This is a genomic window from Fenollaria sp. (assembly GCF_057222035.1).
In genome coordinates, this window is record NZ_JBXXYC010000005.1 from 95,681 (window position 1) to 114,140 (window position 18,460).

Consider the following 18,460-nt stretch of genomic DNA (forward strand, 5'->3'; position numbering starts at 1 on the left):
TCAATAAATATGTATTGACATAAACTTTATAAAAATATATAATATAATCAGAAAGTAAGAAATTCTAACTAAGGAGGTAAGACTATGTTAGTTGAGTTAAAAGCTAAGTCGCAAGTGACTATACCTAAGGAAATAGTGAGCTTGATGAATTTAAATCAAGGAGATAAATTTGAAATTATCGAAGAAAGTGGCAGGATAGTTTTGATACCGCTTGAAGTCTACCCAAAGAACGTGATAGATGAACTAAAGGCCTCAGTTGAAGAGATAAAGGCAAGTATTGATAATGGTGAAAGACCTGTCTTTGACTCGATAGATGCCTTGTTTGATGAACTTGATAAGTAATATAAAATGCTAGAGACATCTCTAGCATTCTTTTATTTCGTCAAGCTCCTTATCAAGCTTCATTATTAAATTTTCTATCATTGTTCTAAAGCTCTTGACCTCAACAAGCTTATCTTTTATCTCTTTTGCAACTCTTACATCGGTAAAGATATTATCAAAGTATATGTCCGCAATATTATCTCCCAAGGTGTCGCTTATCTCTTCAGGAAGCCTCATGCCAATGTCGCCGAGCTCCTTATTAAGGCTCTTTAGGTATATGCCAGCTTCCTTTATACTAAGGTTCGCTTCTTGTATGTGCTTTCTCTTAATCACGCTGAAGAAGGCGCCTCCAAAGATATCAATCATGCTCATCTTTGACGCACCATCAAGAGACTTCACCGCCTCATCAAGCCTTAACAAGACCTCGACCGCAGCGACCTTTGCTTCTTTTATTTCCTTTTCCTTATCCATGGTTTTCACCTCTATATATATTTACCCAAATTATTTCTTTTCTTTAAATAAAGATATGCTATTAATCAGTATCGATCCTACTGAGCAAACAAAAAGGCCATTTATCAATGTTGGAGCAGTATCTTCAAGTGCAGTGAAATCCTTTATAAAGAATAGATTAAGCTCCTCTTTAAGAGCCACCCACAAAGTAAGTATAGTTAGGGCCATGCTCATAAATCTAAAATATTTTGCCTCTTTTCCCTTAAATGCAAAAACTAAATTTAATATGGCAAATATTACTGCCAAAATACCGAATGCTAACCACATAGCTAATCCCCCTTATTTATTCAGAACATTTTTAATAAAGTACTCAGTAAATTTTTTTGCTCCTACACTATTCAAATGAGATGCATCATAATAATCATCAAATCCTAGCTCCTCACCCATCACTTTGGTAAAATCTATAAAGTCCGCACCTATACTATCAGCGTAGTTCTCAAGTGCAGCGATGTTCTCATCGTAAACATCTTTTGTATAAATCGGCGTCTTTATAAAATGCACTTCAACGCCATTTTTCTTAGCGAGTTCATTTATCCTCTTTAGCGCGGCGTATTTTTTCTCTCTAAAGCCCTTATCGCGTGCTTTTGCGATATTATCAAGGTTTTCCTTACTTAGCTCAGGATTTTTTACAAATTCTTTGCTCTGACGCTCGAGCTTCACAAAACCATTCAAATCATCGTGGTAGTCCTTCCACTTGGCCTTGTAATCTTTTTCTTCAAGTGCCCTCCATCTTGTGTGGTACTTGATTAAAGGCATCACATTCTCCGCCCATTCCTCAGGAGAAAGGCTATCCTTAATCATCAGCGCCTTATTTATGCCCATGGGGAAGTAGTCGGTGTAAGTGTGAACGCTGCCCTCGTCTACATCATTCATCGCCAAGGCATCGAGCACGTCAACGTATATGGCCTTTGGCTTTGACCTCTTAATCGCTTCTTTGATGTAATAGTATGTCGCCTCAAGTGGCTGCTTTTGGCTCGCTAGTATATATGAACTAATACCATGCTCCGCCAAATCCTCTGTATCGAAGGAGCAATATGCGTGCGAAGTGCCAAAGAAGATGACGTCATAAGGCTTGTCCTCGTTGAAATATCCCGAAATCTTGTTAATCATGTCCCAAGGCTTCACATCGGATTTTCTGATGAAGATGATATTTAATTTTGCAAGCACAAGGCTCAGAATTATAACAAAGCCCGCGATTTTTAAAATTCTCTTAATATATTTCATCTCTCTCACCTTTTAGAATTGGAAATAAATGAACTGTGCTTCGCTGTATCCCGGTCCATATATGCCAAAAATTAGTATCACTACTAGTAAAAATATATATATCGGCCATCTTATAATCAGGCTTCTCTTTTCAATTCTTTCAACCATGTTCACCTTATTGTAAATAAGTATGTCAATCACCACGAGCATGGCGATGGCAATGAGTAAGATGACTGTGTCTTCGTATGGAAAAGCGATAGACGCATCCAAAGTCCCTGCCTGCCTCTTAAGTATGCCAAGTATAAAGGCCTTTGCCGCGCCAATATTTTTGCTTCTAAAAATTACAAAACTGATGACTGCAACGACAAAAGTTATAAGACGACGAATATTTTTATAAATAAAATTATTGCTAATATTTTTTGTGATGCCTTTAAAACTATCTTCCAAAATGTTGAAAATACCGTGAATTAGGCCCCAAAGAACAAAGGTGTAGTTCGCTCCGTGCCAAAGACCGCTCACTAAAAAAACTATCAAAACGTTTAAATGCTTTCTGAAAGTGCCTTTTCTATTCCCTCCTAAAGGGATGTACAAATAGTCCTTAAACCAAGTAGATAGCGAGATGTGCCAGCGTCTCCAAAATTCTGTGATTGATTTCGAAAGATATGGCGCTTTAAAATTATCCATAAGATCGTAGCCCAAAATTTTGGCAGAGCCCTTTGCGATGATTGAGTATGAATAAAAATCGCAATATATTTGCACCGCGAAGAGTAAAGCGGCGTAGCATAAAAATACGTATGAGTAGCCTTGGTATGAGTCGTAGACTTGATTTACAAAGATTGCTGCCCTATCTGCAATGACTAGCTTTAGGAAAAAGCCCCAAAGTATGTATAAAAGTCCTTTTGATAGGTTTTCGTAGCGTCTGTGGCCTAAGTTATCTATTTGCGTTAAAAGATTTTTTGATCTCTCTATAGGTCCAGCGACTAATTGTGGGAAGAATGAGACGAAGAGAGCGTAATTGATAAAATTTCTCTCAGCCTTGATTTCGCCTCTGTAAACGTCAACGATGTAGCCAAGCGCTTGAAATGTGTAAAATGAAATGCCCACCGGAAGTAAAACGTTTATTACGGGCAGATTGACACTCGCGCCAACAAGGCCAAGTATTTTATTTAAAAAATTAACTGTAAAGCCGTAGTACTTAAAGACGAAAAGTATCGCCAAATTGACAAAGAAACAAAGTCCGAGATAGATTTTTTTCTTTTGTTTTTCGCCCGCCATGTCCATGGCGATGGCTGTTAAGTATGTCGCTACTGTGCTAAAGAGCATTAGTAGTGAGTACTTAAGGTTCCAGCACGAATAAAAGAAATAGCTTGCCAAGAGCAAAAAGGCTCTCTTGACTTTTTTTGGCAATATGAAATAAACTAGGCAAACGATTGTGAAAAACACAAGGTAGCCAGCTGAATTAAATAGCATATATATTCTCCTAAATATTTAAAATGGACAAAGACCTCTATTTACGCGCCTTTGTCCAAGTTCATCATATAGTTTTGTCTGAAAGTTTTCTAATATCGTTAATAATAATCTTGTTACGTTCGAGCGTGATTATGCCCTCATCTTGAAATTGGCTAAGCTTTCTCGAGATAGTTTCACGCGTAAGTCCTGTGAAAGAGCCCATCTCCTCGCGATTGATCTTAAGGTCAACTGTGATTACGCCATCCTTGATTGAGCCCGATATTTTAATCAGATTGATAAGGGCCTTAGCAACCTTCATATCCGCGTTTATAACTGAGAGCCTGTCAATAAGCTCTTCTGACTTTCTGATTCTGTAGTAGGCTTCTTCCAAAACCTTCAAAACGAAATCCTTGTTCTTTAGCATGATATTTTCGAAGTCATACTTATTTATAACTATGATCTTTGCGTTCGTTGTGGCAGCAGCATTGTAGACATATTTGTCCTGATAAAGTATGTTGAAGCCGCCAACGAAGTCGTCTTTTTTGTAGATGTAGAGAATTTGCTCTCTTCCATCCGAAAGAAACATAGATATCTTCATAAATCCTTCGTAGACGATGAACATCCTGTCCGCGCTGTCGCCTGATGAGAATATGGCGTCGCCACGCTTAAGCGTCTCAAGCTTAAGACCTTTTCTGATCTCGTTAAGTTCTTCGTCTGAAAAATATGAGAATAATGGTATCTTCTTTAAATCGATGCTTTCTGGAAATTTATTAAGCATTTTATTCTTTATTAACTAGCACAACAAGGCTTTCACTATCGTCCAAAGCCACTGCGCTTATAGTATTAGTGCCGTCGAAATTAAGTGCTTCGCCAGCCTTTACAAGGTGTTTTTCTTCTTCGCCAATAGTAATCTCGAAAGAGCCCTTCATCACAGCAAAAACTATTTCCTTATCTGGATGATTGTGTTTATCAATTACATCGCCCTTTTTCAAAATTTTGTGAACAAAATTAACCCCATTTATGCTTTTTATTAAGCCTTCATCTTTTAAAACTTTTGCTAACATCTTATCACTCCTCTAATATATTTCTGATTTTTTCTTTGTAAACTTCTACACCCGGCTGACCATAAGGCTCTACCTCATCCATAACAGCGTTATAAACGCAAGATGCCATGTAAAATATAGAGAGCTTTGCAAGGCTTTCTTCGCTAATGGTCTTTAGCTTAATCACGCAGCTTGGCACGCCGCCCATGTGATGCGCCTTAACAGTCGCTTTGAAGGCAATTTCATTAATCTTATTTATATTCATGATAGCCTCATCTTGAGTTTTTTTCGCCTCCGCAAATAAATGCGTCTCGATTATATTGCGCCTGCCCTCTTGCAAAAGCTGACCCATAGAGTGCAAATCCTGTGTATACTTAAGATTAGAAACAATGAGTCCCTTGCCGTCCTTGGCAAGCGATTCGCAAAGAAGCTGCTTTATCCACTCAGTAAATGAAGCAAGCCTTTCCTCGTAAACGCTGATAAACTCAAGCGCATAAGTCTTTCCAGCTAGATGCCTATAGTAAGCGTAGTCAAGAGCTGTGTTTATGGTGCCGTCGCTTTCAAAATATTCTTCCTTTGCACTTTTTATACCCATAATTACTTTTTCTATATCAAGACCACTGGCCGCCATTGGTAAAAGGCCAACTGCAGTGAAAACGCTGTAGCGCCCACCTATATCTTCGGGTATGATAAAAGTTTTCATCTTATGTAATAGAGCAAAATTTGCTAATTCACTAGTTTCTGAGCTAGTCACTATAACGCTATTCTTAAGGTCAATTCCTTTTTTCATCATATCGTTAAGGAAAATTTCGAATACAAGCTTTGTCTCCATAGTTGTTCCTGACTTGCTTATAACGTTTATAGCGTAGCGCTTATCTTTCAGTTCATTAATTAAATTAATAAGGCACTCGCCATCAAGATTATTTCCGGTGAAATATATTGGGAAATCATTTCCTAAAGCGTCGATGAATGCCTTTGCACCGATAAAAGATCCGCCGATCCCGATAACTACAAGCGCATCAAAAGATTTGCGTATGTAATCAGCTGTTTTTTTGATATCACTAATAAAGGCTTCGTTCAAATAATCAAGCCTAATCCAGTCAGACGCATATTTCGTATGAAATTGTTTAAATGCATTAAGCTTTTTCTCAGAAGCACTCGCCTCGAACTGAAGCGGCTCCTTATATATTTCAAGCTGCATAAGATTCACCTCGCTTATAAGTATCTATATTATAACACGAAAAAGCATAAATTTCCAGATATTAATATAGTCTTTGATAAGATTGAGCCTATTGATGAAGAAGAAATTAAATAAATAGTTTAAAATTTTTAATTTCGGGTAAATAAATTACACTAGGGGGTAATAAATATGAATGAAAGAAAAGGTATAATTACATTTGCTGGAGGTCCAGTAACTTTAATTGGTGAAGAAACAAAGGTAGGCAGCAAGGCGCCTGATTTTAAGGCTCTTAAGAATGACTTATCAGAGTTTTCTCTTGACGAAGTGAAAGGTAAAGTAGTTATCATCAGCTCAGTTCCTTCAATTGACACACCTGTTTGCGAATTACAAACAAAGAGATTCAATGAAGAAGCCGCTAAGCTTGGTGATGCAGTTGTTTTAACACTTAGCTGCGACCTACCATTTGCTCAATCAAGATTTTGCGCTGCAGACGGCATTGACAAGGTTATAGTTTTATCAGACCACAGAGACCTTGATTTTGGTACAAAGTACGGTCTTGTGATCAAAGAGCTTCGTCTACTTGCAAGAGCCATCACTATTATAGATAAGGACGGCACAATCAAGTATCAAGAAATTGTTAGCGAAGTTACTAAGCATCCTGATTATGATAAGGCTTTGGAAGAAGCAAAGAAACTTATTTAAGTAAATATTTGTAAACATGAAAATGGCTGGATTTAATCCAGCCATTTTAAATTTGTATTTTTATTATTTATTATATCTATCTAAATTTTTCAGAGCAATTGGATGAATAAGGCGAAGTGGACCGACGAGGCAAGCGGAATGTATAGACATACCTGAGCATTGCCGAGGAAGGAACGAGCCTTAGTCGCCAATTGAATGAAAAATTATTTATTCAAGTAATTCATTGCACAAATGGCAAATATCGCCGTACCGTATTTTAACGCATCCTCGTTAAACATAACTTTAGGATTGTGATGAGCTGCTTCACAGCCCTTTACCTTCATATTAAGCATTAGATATGTTGTTTTAACTTTTTCTGCAACACATGCCATGTCTTCAGACGCCATAATTTTGTTATCTTTAATCGCTTTTAGATCCATATTGTCTTTGATAGTCTCTGCGAAAAATTCTGTTAGCTCTGGGTCTGAGTAAAGGCTTGGCACGCCGCTAAAGTAGTCTACTTCAATCTTAGTTTGTGTAAGAACTTCTATTGCCTTCATTGCGTCAGCCATCCTATTCTTCATATACTCTCTTACTTCTGGATTATATGTTCTAAGCGTTCCTTGCATAACGCATTCATTTGGGATAATGTTTGAGTTGCTTCCAGCTACGAATTGGCCAAATGTTAGTGTAGCTACCTTATTTGGATCCTTTTCTCTCGATATTAGCTCCATAAATTGTGTATATAATAATACTCCTGCATATATTGGATCGTGCGCTGTGTGCGGATAAGCACCGTGTGAGCCTTTTCCAACGATAGTGATCTTGAAGTTATCGCAAGATGTAGTCATATAGCCAAGATTGTATCCAAAAGATCCCGGCTCTTCGTCAAGCGATGTATGCATTGCAAGAGCTGCGTCTACATGAGGATTTTCAAGTATACCATGCTCTATCATAAAGCGTGATCCCTTAAAAATCTCTTCAGCTGATTGGAACATAAGTTTTACCTTGCCCTTGAAGCTATCCTTATTGTCATTTAAAATCTTTGCTGCGCTTAAAAGCATGGCTGCGTGCGTATCGTGGCCACATGTGTGAGCGTAGCCATTAGTTGCCTTGAATGGCAAATCGTTATCTTCAGCCATTGGGAGTGCATCCATGTCAGCTCTTAATAAGATGCATTCGCCGTCTTTACCCGAGTCGATGACAGCCGATACACCAGAGTTACCGTATCTTACTGGTTCTAGGCCTATCTCCTTAAGCTTTCCTTCGACATAGTCGCAAGTTTTTTGGACTTCTAGGCCTATTTCAGGCATTTGATGAAGATCACGTCTCATCTTTATAGTTTCATCTTGCATTTTTTCTGCTAATTCATAAAATTTATTCATAATTTCTCTCCTTAATATTTATTTATCTCTAAACCCTTTTTCTTTGCAAGCATCTTCACAAGTATAGGTGTGATAACTGAAGTGATTACAACAGCTAGAGCTATTTGCGAAGCACTTTGACTAGCGATTGATGCTAGATAATCAGAATTTTGTGATAAAATTAATGGTACTGAAACAGTTAGTCCAGCAACCGAAGACATTCCAAGTGCGCTAACGCCATTACTCTTAAGCACTTTAATTTCAAATAAGAATATTGGAAGCGCTATAAGCACGTAGAAAATAATTACTAAAACAATTCCTTGTACACCTGATTTGAATGATTCAATTAGATTAATTCCGGTTCCAAAGCTCCATCCCATAAATGGTGTAAGCATAGTAGTTGAACCTTTGAAAATATTTGCAAATTCTTTATCAAAGTTCGCTACCAAAATACCCAAAACAAGAGGTATAAGTGTTGAAATTATCGGTGAAAAGTCAATAGCTTGCGATTGAGCAACGGAATACACTATGATTGGAAAAACTGGCAAACATAAAAGGCCAGTCAAACCAAAAGCGCTCTCATCAGTCTTTGTCGCATAGTCCTTAGTCAAGGCCAAGTAAAGTGATGGGTTTAGTGATGCCAAAATGCACACAAAACTTAGTAAGCTGATGCCAAATACACCTGTTTCGCCGAAAAATTTGAAAAATAATAATGAAAATACCATACATAAAATAATTTTTACAAGAAGCATAAGTCCTTGTTTTTTCAAAACCTTTGCAAGGCTCTTAAAATCAAGTGATGTCGCTGAACAAAATGTTATTAAAGCAACGATGTAGTTAATTCCTTTTTTAGTAAATAAAGCCTCAGTAAGTCCTCCGATGTAGAATAAATTTGGCCAAAATGTTGCAAATACCGCGCTTATAAGCATTGGTATCAAAAGCAAGCCACCAGGGACTTTTTTCATAAATTTGTACATAATTCACCCTCCTTTGCACATTAATATTTTACCCTAAAACAATATTTTGCAAACAAAAAAACGCTCGGCCAATGAACGTTTTTTTAGGTGGTGTAAATTATGTGTCTAAGATTATTCTTACAATTAATTATAATATAGACCATAATCCTAGATATGTCAATGGATTTAGCTAAATTACTCGCTTGTATAATAAATTGCAATACATGCCCCACTTAGTATAGATAAAATTTATAATTATAGTAAAAAATTTTTATTTTTCATAAACGTATATTAATGGTATACTATTTAAGAATAGGAGTGATTTTTTTGAATACAATATTTGGAATAATAATCGTGGCGGCGGTGACACTTGTGAGCGACTATCTCTCAAAAACCTTGCCAGTCTCGATGCCAGCAAGCATTTACGGCATAGTAATACTTTTTTTGCTTCTGCAAATGGGTCTCGTTAAAAAAGAAAAAGTTGAAGGCGTTTGTAAATTTTTGATTAAAATAATGCCGCTAACCTTCATACCAAGCGCTGTTGCACTTATTGACAGCTTCATAGACCTTAAAGTCATTATAGTCCCAGTTCTAGTCGCAATCGTTTTCTCAACAATTTTCGTTATGGCTTCAACAGGTACTTTTTGTGAAACGCTATTAAAGATAAGGAAGGTGAAGTGATGACAGCCATCTTCATGCTTTTACTAACAGTAGTGCCATATTTTTTCTTTGTTTACATAAAAAAGAAGCTTAAGTGGTCTTTTATCAATCCACTTCTATTTGCAATAGCTGTCGATATGGCTGTGCTACTGAGTTTTAAAATTGACAGCAAAACTTATGCATCGGGTGCAAAATATGTTTCGCTATTACTAACACCGGCAACCATTGCCCTAGCCTTTCCTTTGTATGAAGAGCTAAAAACCATAAAAAAAGACATAGTCCCAATACTTATGAGCATAGTCTTCGGCGTATTCTCTTCAGTTTTGACAGTTTTTGCAATTTATAAGATATTTGTGCTTGAAAAAGTTCATTTTGCAACGCTTTTGCCAAAGTCCATCACCACAGCTATAGGCATAGACGTATCTAGATCGATGGGCGGTATCGTTTCAATTACAGTATTTACGATAATATTTACAGGCATATTCGGAGCCATGGTGAGTGATGCTGTTTTTAAAATTATGAAAATTAAATCAGACGTTGCTAAGGGAGTTGCCTTGGGAAGCGCATCGCACGCGATAGGTACAGCGAAGGCAAATAATATGAATGAATTGACTGGTGCGGCGAGCTCGATGAGTTTAGTCATCAGTGGCATTCTAAGTGTAATAATCTTGCCTTTCTTCGTATGATTTTTTGTTCAAGCGCGCCCTTGGGCTCGTTCCTTCCTCGGCAATGCTCACGTATTGAATATACGCTCCGCTTGCCTCGTCGGTCCACTTCGCCCAATCATCACGCTTGCTACAAAAAATTTGTTTGGCAATGATTCATTGACAAGGCTAAAATGCATCGCCTTATCCATCCGTGCGAAGCACCAAGGTTCACGGGTACCCATCCAAAGCTTGCTTTGTTAATGGGTGTGGTTCTTCACTTTCTCTGCAAAAACAATTATACTGAGTTAATTTATTGTAAAAAGAAATTAAAATATACAAAAAGGGACAGATTTGCTCTGTCCCTTCTTATATCTTATAAACCTATTTAACTATAGTTCAAAATTCTTTATAGTACATATATGCACCGTACCAGGTCCTGTATGAGCGCCTATGCATACCGCAAATGGGTTTAGCTTTATTACCATGTCTGGATACTTTTCTACGAGTAGCTCCTTTACCTTATTTGCAAGGTCTTCGCAGTCCGCATGACATACGTATATCGTGTTAGCGTACAAGTCATGACCCACTTCATTTTCGAAAAAATCAACAGTCCTTGCAATGGCTCTCTTAGTACCTCTAACCTTGTCTTCAGTGTAGATCACGCCATCAGAGTGCACATCAAGCACAACCTTCATATTGATAAGCTTGCCTATAGCAGCACTTAGCTTTGAAACCCTGCCGCCCCTTTGCAAGTACTCAAGCGAGTCAACAAAGAAGACATACCTTGTATTCTTGACAAAGCCATGTGCATAAGCCTTAAGCTCATCAAAAGTCTTGCCTTCTTGATTAAGCTTTGCTAAAGATAAAGCTTGCAAACCTTGGCCCATAGACGCACCACGCGAGTCCACAATAAGTAGCCTGTCGTCACCTATGTCAAGCGAGTTCTTCGCAAGCACAGCGTTGTTATATGTAGAAGACATGCCCGTCGACAAAGATACATATATAGCCTTGTCATACTTTTCCAAAACTTCCTTGAACTTCTCCTCATACTCATTGGGAGCTATGGCACCAGTTTTGTAAACAGTCCCCTGCCTCATATCGTCATATATCATCTTGCCACTTATGTCCACACCATCAAGGTAAGTTTCGTTACCCTTCATGATGACTATGGGCATGATGTCTATGTCATATTCACTTGCTAATTCATAGCTTATATCCGAAGCCGAATCCGTTATAATTTTGATGCTCATGGTATCCTCCTTTTTGCTAATATATATTATATGATAAAATTATAGATTTTTCAAGTTTTTAATAGTATCAAGAACTATAGCCGCAGCAGACTCAAGCTCTTTCTCACTCATAAGGCCATAGCCAAGTAAAAGAGCATCTTCACTTACGCTTTTTTTGCCAAAAGTGTAGCTCGATATAGTTTCAGCCTTGACACTTCTCTTATCAAGCATTTGAACTAGCCTACTGTAATCATCAAGACCACTCACATAAAGCTTAAGGTGCATGCCAGCCATGGAGTCCATAAGCCTAATGCCAGAAGCGTCCTTGAGAGCGTCTAAGAGCGTAAGCCTCTTTCTGTTGTAGATACCCTTCATTCTGTTGAGCTGCCTTTCAAAGTGGCCCTCCTTCATAAAGTCCTTCACGAGAATTTGGACAATGTTTGAAACAGGCGAGTTCATGAGCGGCCTTATGCCATGGTACTCGTGCAAAAGTGCGTTTGGTAAGACCATGTAGCTCACCCTTAAAAGCGGGCTTATGGACTTAGAAAAGTTTCCTATGTAGATTACCCTATCCATCTCATCAAGGCTCTTTATTGGGGATATGGCTCTGGGTGCATAACGAAATTCACTGTCGTAGTCGTCCTCAATAATGTAGCGGCCACTTGCAGCATTCGCCCAGTTTAAGAACTCCAGCCTTCTTTTGATAGGCATAACAGTCGCAGTTGGAAACTGGTTAGATGGCGTAAGTAGTGCAAGCTCGCAGTCCGCCTTTAGAAAGTTTTCAAAGCTCATACCACTTTCATCGATGTCAATCGGCTCGTAGGCTATACCATTGACCCGTAAAAGCGTCTCCAAAACCTTGTAGCCCGGGTTCTCCAAAGCAAGCTTCACCTTGTTTTGCAAGATTAAAAAGAGAGTCATAAGTAGGTACTCAAGGCCCGAACTTATAATGATATTGTCTTCATTAGTCTTGATGCCCCTCGCCTTGAATAGATAGTTTTTAATCTCGTGCCTAAGACCATAGAGCCCTTGGTAGTCTCTTTCGTAGAACTCAGTGTCATAGATGAGCTCCTGAGTAAATATCTTTCTAAATCTATCTATAGGGTAGGACTCAGGATCGCCCTGTGTAATTAAAAATGAGTACTTATAAGACTTCTTCTCCTTACGCGTGCTTATCTCTACATCATCATGCTTAAGAGTATATATAGTTCCTATGTCATTGACGAAGTAGCCACGCTTCTCCTCGCTCCTTATGTAGCCTTCAGAGATCAGCATCTCGTACGCACTTGTCACCGTGTTCACCGCAACAGATATGTCCCTTGCAAGAGTCCTCTTCGAAGGCAGTTTCTCTCCTTTTTTGAAGCGTCCTTCAAGTATTGCATCCTTAAAATATTCATATATCTGTTCATAAATAGGCCTATCGCTTTTTAAATCTATTTGCATAGCTCCTCCTATCTGGTACCATCAAAATAATCATAATTGGTACTTTTAATTATACCATAATTCAAGTATAATTGCTATAAAAGAGGAGGAATATTATGAATAAAAAATTTTTAGACTTTACAAATACACTTAAGGGCGGCGTCATCATGGACGTTACTAATCCTGAGGAAGCGAAAATTGCCGAAAGTGCTGGAGCATGCGCTGTCATGGCACTTGAGAGGGTACCTGCGGACATCAGACGCGAAGGCGGCGTTGCTAGAATGAGCGATCCACAAATGATTTTGGAGATAAAAAAAGCTGTTAAAATCCCTGTTATGGCGAAGTGCAGAATCGGTCACTTTGTTGAAGCAGGGGTTTTGGAAGCGCTTGGCATTGACTACGTCGATGAATCAGAAGTTTTGTCAAAGGCTGATAACGACAATCACATAGACAAATACCAATTCGACGTGCCATTTGTTTGCGGTGCAAGAGATCTTGGCGAAGCACTTAGAAGAATCGAAGAAGGTGCATCGATGATTAGAAGCAAGGGTGAAGCAGGTACTGGCGACGTTGTACAAGCTGTAAGCCACTTAAGACAAATACTTGGCGGTATCTCGCTACTTGTTTCAAAAAGAGAAGACGAGCTATATACTTTTGCAAAAGAATATAGAGTTAGCTACGATATAGTAAAGTACGTTCACGACAATAAAAAACTACCTGTACTTAACTTCTCAGCTGGCGGTGTCGCAACACCTCAAGACGCAGCACTAATGAGAAGACTTGGTGCTGAAGGTGTCTTCGTTGGAAGCGGTATATTTAAGAGCGAAGACCCAGAAAGAAGAGCTAAGGCAATAGTTAAGGCAGTGAAAAATTATGAAGATAATAAGATTATAGCTGAGGCAGCGACTGGATTAGGTAAGGCTATGTTTGGGATTAATGAAGATGAACTTGCTGTTCACATGGCTGACAGATAAAATTTCACGCCCGTGCGAAGCACCAAGGTTCTCGTCCGTTTGGACGAGGTTCTTCAAACTAGCCCTTACGCTCATTCAATTTTTGGCATAGCGCAAAGGTTCTCGGACATAAGGACGAGGTTCTTCAATTTGTTTGGCTATGACTCATTGACAAGGGTAATTAATTTGTGAAAATTATATTTTTAGGCAAAAATAAAGGATAGAGATTTTATTTTCTCTATCCTTTATCGTTATTGTGTTAAATTATTTAATTAAATTGATTTAGAACTTTCTTTGTTTATTAATCAATCCATACACATTAATTTTGCTGTTAAATTTTAATAAACAATTTTACTAATTAATTTCGCTTTTTCTAATTTTGCAGAGCAAAGAAGAACCACGTCTATATCTTTGCTCGAGCTTAGTTCGAAGATAGAGTCGATGGATGGGACGAAGTTTAGAATAAGCCCCGACGCAGTCGTACGTACGGGGTACGTCGAGGAGGGAACGAGTTCAAGGGCGCCTTTAGAGTGAAATGTAATTTCACAGGATAAACGTGATGATTGAACGAAGTGGACTGACGAGGCAAGCGGAGTGTACAAATGAGTACTCGAGCATTGCCGAGGAGGGAACGAGTTCAATGGCGCGTTTAGACGTGAAATTAGCGTGAAATAAGCTTTGCGTTCTTAATTACAGCTAGTGGAAACGGAATCTCCTCACTATTAAAAACAGTTAGTTCCCCCTCTACTGTGATGATTTCTTGTGGTTTTGGATATTTTTGATTTTTATCTTTTAACACATATTGCAAACCTTGTTGGCAGCAGGCTTGGCGGTCGTTGATGACGATGTAGTGATCCATGCCGGATGTGTCTGTGGTCTCTAGATCTACGGCGATGCCTTGTAGCTTAATCTTGACTCCTTCGAAGCTTTTTGGATCTTCAGCTATCATGGCGACGATGACGTAGTTCATGTCTAGATCATTGCCTGTTAAATCATAGTATTGGCCGCTTTCGTTTGTGATTTCGTTTTTCTCAGCACCATCATTTGTATCTGAGTTAATATTTTCATCAGAATTTTCATTTGTATCAATATTTTCATCTGAATTAGCATTTTCTTCTGGGTCAATATTTTCGTCTGCATCATCATTTTCAGTATTGGCATCAGCATTATCAGCATTTTTAGCTTTTGAACTTTCTTTCATCTTTTTAACTGTCTCGTTCACGGCGCTGTTAGGCATATAACGGTATATAACTTTTTTATTTGTGAAAAATACGAGTATCAAAACCAAAATCAATATCCCGACTATGGCCAAAATTCTCTTTCTTGTTTTATCCACGTTTCATACCTCCAATTATTGACATGATTAAAAATATTACGAGATTCATCACGACGATTGTCGAGCCAACTGGTGTTGCCGCAAGTATTGCAAATATCGCGCCTCCAAGTGCTGATACTAGCGAGATTATGGCTGAGGCGAAGGCAATCTTTCTAAATGAATGAAAAACTTTCATCGCTGAGACTGCTGGGAAAACGATTAGTGCTGCGACTAAAAGTGAGCCCACTAGCCTAATTGCAAGTGTTATCACGACTGCGACGACCATGGACAAAACTGTGTTAAGTCTTTCAACCTTGATGCCTGACGCGTTTGCAAGGTCTTCGTCGAAGACCGTGATGTAAATTTCTTTATAATAATAAATGAAGAAAAGTATCACTAGTATCGATAGTGCCACGGATATGATGACGTCTAGCTTTGTTAATGTAAGTATGGATGTCGAGCCAAAAAGTGTTGTGCACACGTCAACTGAGACGTTTGGTCCGACTCTAAATACGTTCATAACAAGGTAGCCCATAGCTAGCGCTGATACTGAAACCATGGCGATGGCTGCGTCTGAGATGATTTTCTTAGAATTATTTCCTTGTAAAAGTATTAGCGCAAAAAATATTGTTAGTGGTAGTGCTAATACTAATTTTTGTGTGAAGCCGATGGCTGTCGCGATTGATAGGGACGCGAATGCTACGTTTGATAGTGAATTTGCGATGTATGAGTAGCGTTTCAAAACGAGTATCACGCCTAAAAATGCTGATGCAAGCGCTATGAGTGAGGCGCACACTAGTGCGTAGCGCACGAATGGGTAGCCTAGATAGAAGACAAATTTATTGATTAATTCCATTCATTTTGCCTCCTTCCTCGTAAATCACACGTCTTCCGTCAAGCTTAATGACTTTGTTTGCGTATTTAACTGCTCTTTGGCTATCGTGTGAGACCATGATGATGGCTGTGCCACTTTCGTTTATTTTTTCAAGCATTTCGTAAAGGCCATCTTGTGCCTCTGGGTCGAGTCCAGCAAGCGGCTCATCTAGTATAAGTAGCTTTTTTTCTTCTACAAAGCTTCTTGCGAGCAAAACTCTTTGCCTTTGACCGCCCGATAAAGAAGAAAATCTTCTGTCTTTAAGATGTGCTATGCCAAATTTTTCTAAACATTCAAGCGCTTTACGCTTTTCTTCTTTTGTGTAGAAAAATCTTTTTTTAATCTTAAAGCCTGATAAAACGAGCTCCATAATCGAAGTTGGAAAATCGGCTGCTATTGATAATATCTGCGGTAGATAGGCGATTTCGTCTTTTGAAATGCCCTCCATAATTATCTCTCCAGATATTTTTTTATTTAAGCCTAAGATGGTTTTGATTAAACTTGACTTTCCCGAACCATTTTCGCCCAAGATGACTATGTAGTCACAATCATTTAATTCTAGGTTTATAAAATCACTTAGGACTTGACCTTTATAGCCAAATCCTAAGTCTTTTAATATTAATTTCATTAGTTTAGAGCCTTCTTTAAAGCGTCTAAGTTCATTTGCATATAGTCAATGTATGACTTGCCGTCCTTTGAGCTAACATTTTCCATAGATGTCATCTCAAGTATATCTTGGTCTTTTGTCTTTGTAGAATTTTTTACTGTGTCGGCGATTTTGCCGTCTGAACCCATTAACTTGATTATGTGTTTTAAACCAAGCTCGTCAAGTTTTTGTGCTAAGAAGCTGATAGTTTCAAAGCTTGCTTCACATTCAGCTGAGCAGCCAACAAAGGCAGCGAAATAATCAAGGTCAAGGTCACTTACTAAGTAACGGAATGGGAATCTGTCTGCAACTAAGATAGTATCAACTTTTGCAGTTTTTCTTGCTTCGTCAAACTCATTTTGAAGAGCATCAAGTTTTGCTGCGTATGCTTCGTAATTTTTCTTGAATGTATCAGCGTTTTTCGCATCGATTTCGCAAAGAGCGTCAGTAATCGCCTTTGAAATAGTTTTTGCATTCTTTACAGATAACCAAACGTGTTCATCATATTCTACTTCTTCATGATCATGATCATGGTCATGGTCGTGGTCGTCGTGATCAGCATGTTCGTGGTCATGATCATCATGGTCGTGGTCGTGGTCGTCGTGATCAGCATGTTCGTGGTCGTGATCAGCATGTTCGTGGTCATGATCGTGTTCCATACCTTCTTTTACTTCTTCTTCCTTAACAGTATCGCCTAAAATTTCAAGCATGTTAAGAACTTTTGCGTTAGGCGCTTGTTTTGCAGCGTCTGGAGCCCATTCATCAGATTCGCCTCCAACATATAAGAAAAGATTTGATTTAGCAATCTCTTCGATGTCTTGAGCAGATGGCTCGTAATTGTGAAGGCTAACACCATTGTCTGTAAGGTTAAGTACCTCTACATCAGTTCCTTCAGTGATATTTTTTACCCAATCATAAGCTGGGAATATGTTAGTAACTACTTTTACAGCTCCGTCCTTTTGTATGCTCTCAGCTTCACTTGCTGGGATTGACTCAGTAGCTGGTTCTTCTGCCTTTTCAGGCGCTTTATTTGAATTGCAAGCAACTAGCAAAACGACTGCTAGTAGGCAAGCTAAAAATTTATTTATATTCTTCATTTTATCTCCTTTATATTTATATATTTATATTTTGTATATTTTGTATATTTTGTATATTTTACCGATATTAAATTTTGCCGTCATTATATTTGGGGGTCAATCTCTAATCGTTCATGCGCACCATAAGATCGACAGGTGTCTTCACCGCTACCATAGTCATGGCAATGTTTGTGATCCTTATCGATACTAGCACCCAAAGTATTATAAGTACAGCCGCATTTGAATGATGCAAAGACCTTTGAAGGTCCGAGACCATGTCCATAAAGCGGCAAATCGGGCAAGCAGAACGCTTGCAGATGTGGAAGGCGCTTGTAGCCGCGACGAAAAAGCTTAGTAGCGACATTGCGACTAAGATGATACAAAGTATAGAAAGTAGTATTTTGATACGCTTTGGCATTTTGCCCCTCCTTTTTACACGCCTTATTATATAGCAAGGCCTTAAGAATGTCAAGATTTAGCGGTTTATATGAATTAAAATATATATGTAAAAGCGTTTATATTTGCTATTTTACGTCTAAATTGCGTCTAGAACTTGTTCCCTCCGCGAGCTCCCTCAACGTACGTATTTGTACGATGTCAGTCGCTCGCTTCAGTCCACTGCGTCCTATACATCAATTTATCCTGTAAACTAGCTGTTCGGTGTATTAATTTAAGATCTTTTACTTTTTTTATATATTTTTTTAAGAAATTTATTTGATGTGGTTCATTGACAAGAGTAAGTTTTTGTGAAAATTATAAATTTAGACAAAAATATAGGATAGAGATTTTATTGATGTGTACCCAGAAAACTGGACACATTAATATTTAGTTTACACTATGGATGCTAACCTATACAAAGTAGGTGGCATCCATTTTGTTTTCTTCTGAATTCTTTCGTTATTATAGTAGTATATATATTCATCAATAGCTT

General features: G+C 38.3%; 22 protein-coding genes. 5 read left to right on the forward strand and 17 right to left on the reverse strand.

Going from position 1 to position 18,460, the window contains the following annotated elements:
* Window positions 1–84: 84 nt before the first annotated feature.
* Window positions 85–342 (forward strand): AbrB/MazE/SpoVT family DNA-binding domain-containing protein, encoded by a 258-nt coding sequence (locus AC2UOP_RS05155; protein WP_070599559.1) that lies wholly within the window; start codon window positions 85–87, stop codon window positions 340–342.
* Window positions 343–363: 21 nt separating this feature from the next.
* Here AC2UOP_RS05155 and AC2UOP_RS05160 read toward each other — a convergent pair whose 3' ends face one another.
* From AC2UOP_RS05160 to AC2UOP_RS05190, 7 genes are all read right to left on the reverse strand, one after another.
* Window positions 364–792: a hypothetical protein gene (locus AC2UOP_RS05160; protein ID WP_070599561.1), complete on the reverse strand. Its 429-nt coding sequence runs from the start codon at window positions 790–792 to the stop codon at window positions 364–366.
* 30 nt (window positions 793–822) lie between these two features.
* Entirely contained in the window at window positions 823–1,098 is a 276-nt protein-coding gene (locus tag AC2UOP_RS05165; RefSeq protein WP_484832877.1) for a hypothetical protein, read from the reverse strand.
* Between the two features lie 12 nt (window positions 1,099–1,110).
* Window positions 1,111–2,055: a hypothetical protein gene (locus tag AC2UOP_RS05170; RefSeq protein ID WP_484832878.1), complete on the reverse strand. Its 945-nt coding sequence runs from the start codon at window positions 2,053–2,055 to the stop codon at window positions 1,111–1,113.
* A gap of 12 nt (window positions 2,056–2,067) precedes the next feature.
* Window positions 2,068–3,504 (reverse strand): MBOAT family O-acyltransferase, encoded by a 1,437-nt coding sequence (locus AC2UOP_RS05175; protein WP_484832879.1) that lies wholly within the window; start codon window positions 3,502–3,504, stop codon window positions 2,068–2,070.
* Between the two features lie 64 nt (window positions 3,505–3,568).
* Window positions 3,569–4,261 (reverse strand): Crp/Fnr family transcriptional regulator, encoded by a 693-nt coding sequence (locus AC2UOP_RS05180; RefSeq protein ID WP_484832880.1) that lies wholly within the window; start codon window positions 4,259–4,261, stop codon window positions 3,569–3,571.
* Window position 4,262: 1 nt separating this feature from the next.
* Window positions 4,263–4,547: a cupin domain-containing protein gene (locus AC2UOP_RS05185; protein ID WP_019214182.1), complete on the reverse strand. Its 285-nt coding sequence runs from the start codon at window positions 4,545–4,547 to the stop codon at window positions 4,263–4,265.
* Between the two features lie 4 nt (window positions 4,548–4,551).
* Window positions 4,552–5,727 carry a glucose-6-phosphate isomerase gene (locus AC2UOP_RS05190; protein ID WP_484832881.1) on the reverse strand — a complete coding sequence of 392 codons (1,176 nt, stop codon included), beginning with the start codon at window positions 5,725–5,727 and terminating at the stop codon, window positions 4,552–4,554.
* Window positions 5,728–5,895: 168 nt separating this feature from the next.
* Here AC2UOP_RS05190 and tpx point away from each other — a divergent pair, with 168 nt between their 5' ends.
* Window positions 5,896–6,408, forward strand: a complete 513-nt coding sequence (gene tpx, locus AC2UOP_RS05195) for a thiol peroxidase (protein WP_484832882.1) — start codon at window positions 5,896–5,898, stop codon at window positions 6,406–6,408.
* A gap of 203 nt (window positions 6,409–6,611) precedes the next feature.
* Here tpx and AC2UOP_RS05200 read toward each other — a convergent pair whose 3' ends face one another.
* Both AC2UOP_RS05200 and AC2UOP_RS05205 read right to left on the reverse strand, forming a co-directional pair.
* Window positions 6,612–7,772: a M20 metallopeptidase family protein gene (locus AC2UOP_RS05200; protein WP_484832883.1), complete on the reverse strand. Its 1,161-nt coding sequence runs from the start codon at window positions 7,770–7,772 to the stop codon at window positions 6,612–6,614.
* 11 nt (window positions 7,773–7,783) lie between these two features.
* On the reverse strand, window positions 7,784–8,728 hold the full coding sequence (locus AC2UOP_RS05205) for a 2-keto-3-deoxygluconate permease (protein WP_484832884.1): 945 nt from the start codon (window positions 8,726–8,728) through the stop codon (window positions 7,784–7,786).
* Between the two features lie 306 nt (window positions 8,729–9,034).
* On the opposite strand from AC2UOP_RS05205, the gene AC2UOP_RS05210 reads away from it, so the two are divergent.
* Both AC2UOP_RS05210 and AC2UOP_RS05215 read left to right on the forward strand, forming a co-directional pair.
* Window positions 9,035–9,388, forward strand: coding sequence for a CidA/LrgA family protein (locus AC2UOP_RS05210; protein WP_484832885.1), 354 nt, complete (start codon window positions 9,035–9,037; stop codon window positions 9,386–9,388).
* Window positions 9,388–10,053 (forward strand): LrgB family protein, encoded by a 666-nt coding sequence (locus AC2UOP_RS05215; RefSeq protein ID WP_019214178.1) that lies wholly within the window; start codon window positions 9,388–9,390, stop codon window positions 10,051–10,053. The genes AC2UOP_RS05210 and AC2UOP_RS05215 overlap by 1 nt, the downstream gene beginning before the upstream one ends.
* Window positions 10,054–10,403: 350 nt before the next feature.
* Here AC2UOP_RS05215 and AC2UOP_RS05220 read toward each other — a convergent pair whose 3' ends face one another.
* On the reverse strand, window positions 10,404–11,264 hold the full coding sequence (locus AC2UOP_RS05220; protein ID WP_484832886.1) for a DegV family protein: 861 nt from the start codon (window positions 11,262–11,264) through the stop codon (window positions 10,404–10,406).
* Between the two features lie 39 nt (window positions 11,265–11,303).
* Entirely contained in the window at window positions 11,304–12,686 is a 1,383-nt protein-coding gene (gene pdxR, locus AC2UOP_RS05225) for a MocR-like pyridoxine biosynthesis transcription factor PdxR (RefSeq protein WP_484832887.1), read from the reverse strand.
* A gap of 95 nt (window positions 12,687–12,781) precedes the next feature.
* On the opposite strand from pdxR, the gene pdxS reads away from it, so the two are divergent.
* The gene (pdxS, locus tag AC2UOP_RS05230; protein ID WP_484832888.1) at window positions 12,782–13,639 is read left to right on the forward strand and encodes a pyridoxal 5'-phosphate synthase lyase subunit PdxS; all 858 of its coding nucleotides are present in this window, start codon (window positions 12,782–12,784) and stop codon (window positions 13,637–13,639) included.
* Between the two features lie 640 nt (window positions 13,640–14,279).
* On the opposite strand, the gene AC2UOP_RS05235 is transcribed toward pdxS, so the two are convergent.
* The 6 genes from AC2UOP_RS05235 to AC2UOP_RS05260 form a co-directional block, all read right to left on the reverse strand.
* Window positions 14,280–14,954 carry a hypothetical protein gene (locus AC2UOP_RS05235; RefSeq protein WP_484832889.1) on the reverse strand — a complete coding sequence of 225 codons (675 nt, stop codon included), beginning with the start codon at window positions 14,952–14,954 and terminating at the stop codon, window positions 14,280–14,282.
* A complete protein-coding gene (locus AC2UOP_RS05240) occupies window positions 14,947–15,789 on the reverse strand; it encodes a metal ABC transporter permease (protein ID WP_083304689.1) in 843 nt (280 codons plus the stop codon). Before AC2UOP_RS05240 ends, AC2UOP_RS05235 begins: the two co-directional genes overlap by 8 nt.
* Complete coding sequence (locus AC2UOP_RS05245) at window positions 15,773–16,435, reverse strand: metal ABC transporter ATP-binding protein (protein ID WP_484832890.1); 663 nt, start codon at window positions 16,433–16,435, stop codon at window positions 15,773–15,775. The genes AC2UOP_RS05240 and AC2UOP_RS05245 overlap by 17 nt, the downstream gene beginning before the upstream one ends.
* Window positions 16,435–17,550 (reverse strand): metal ABC transporter substrate-binding protein, encoded by a 1,116-nt coding sequence (locus tag AC2UOP_RS05250; RefSeq protein WP_484832891.1) that lies wholly within the window; start codon window positions 17,548–17,550, stop codon window positions 16,435–16,437. The genes AC2UOP_RS05245 and AC2UOP_RS05250 overlap by 1 nt, the downstream gene beginning before the upstream one ends.
* Window positions 17,551–17,653: 103 nt before the next feature.
* Complete coding sequence (locus AC2UOP_RS05255; protein ID WP_484832892.1) at window positions 17,654–17,947, reverse strand: hypothetical protein; 294 nt, start codon at window positions 17,945–17,947, stop codon at window positions 17,654–17,656.
* Window positions 17,948–18,359: 412 nt separating this feature from the next.
* Window positions 18,360–18,455, reverse strand: a complete 96-nt coding sequence (locus AC2UOP_RS05260; RefSeq protein ID WP_484832815.1) for an IS3 family transposase — start codon at window positions 18,453–18,455, stop codon at window positions 18,360–18,362.
* Window positions 18,456–18,460 lie beyond the last annotated feature (5 nt).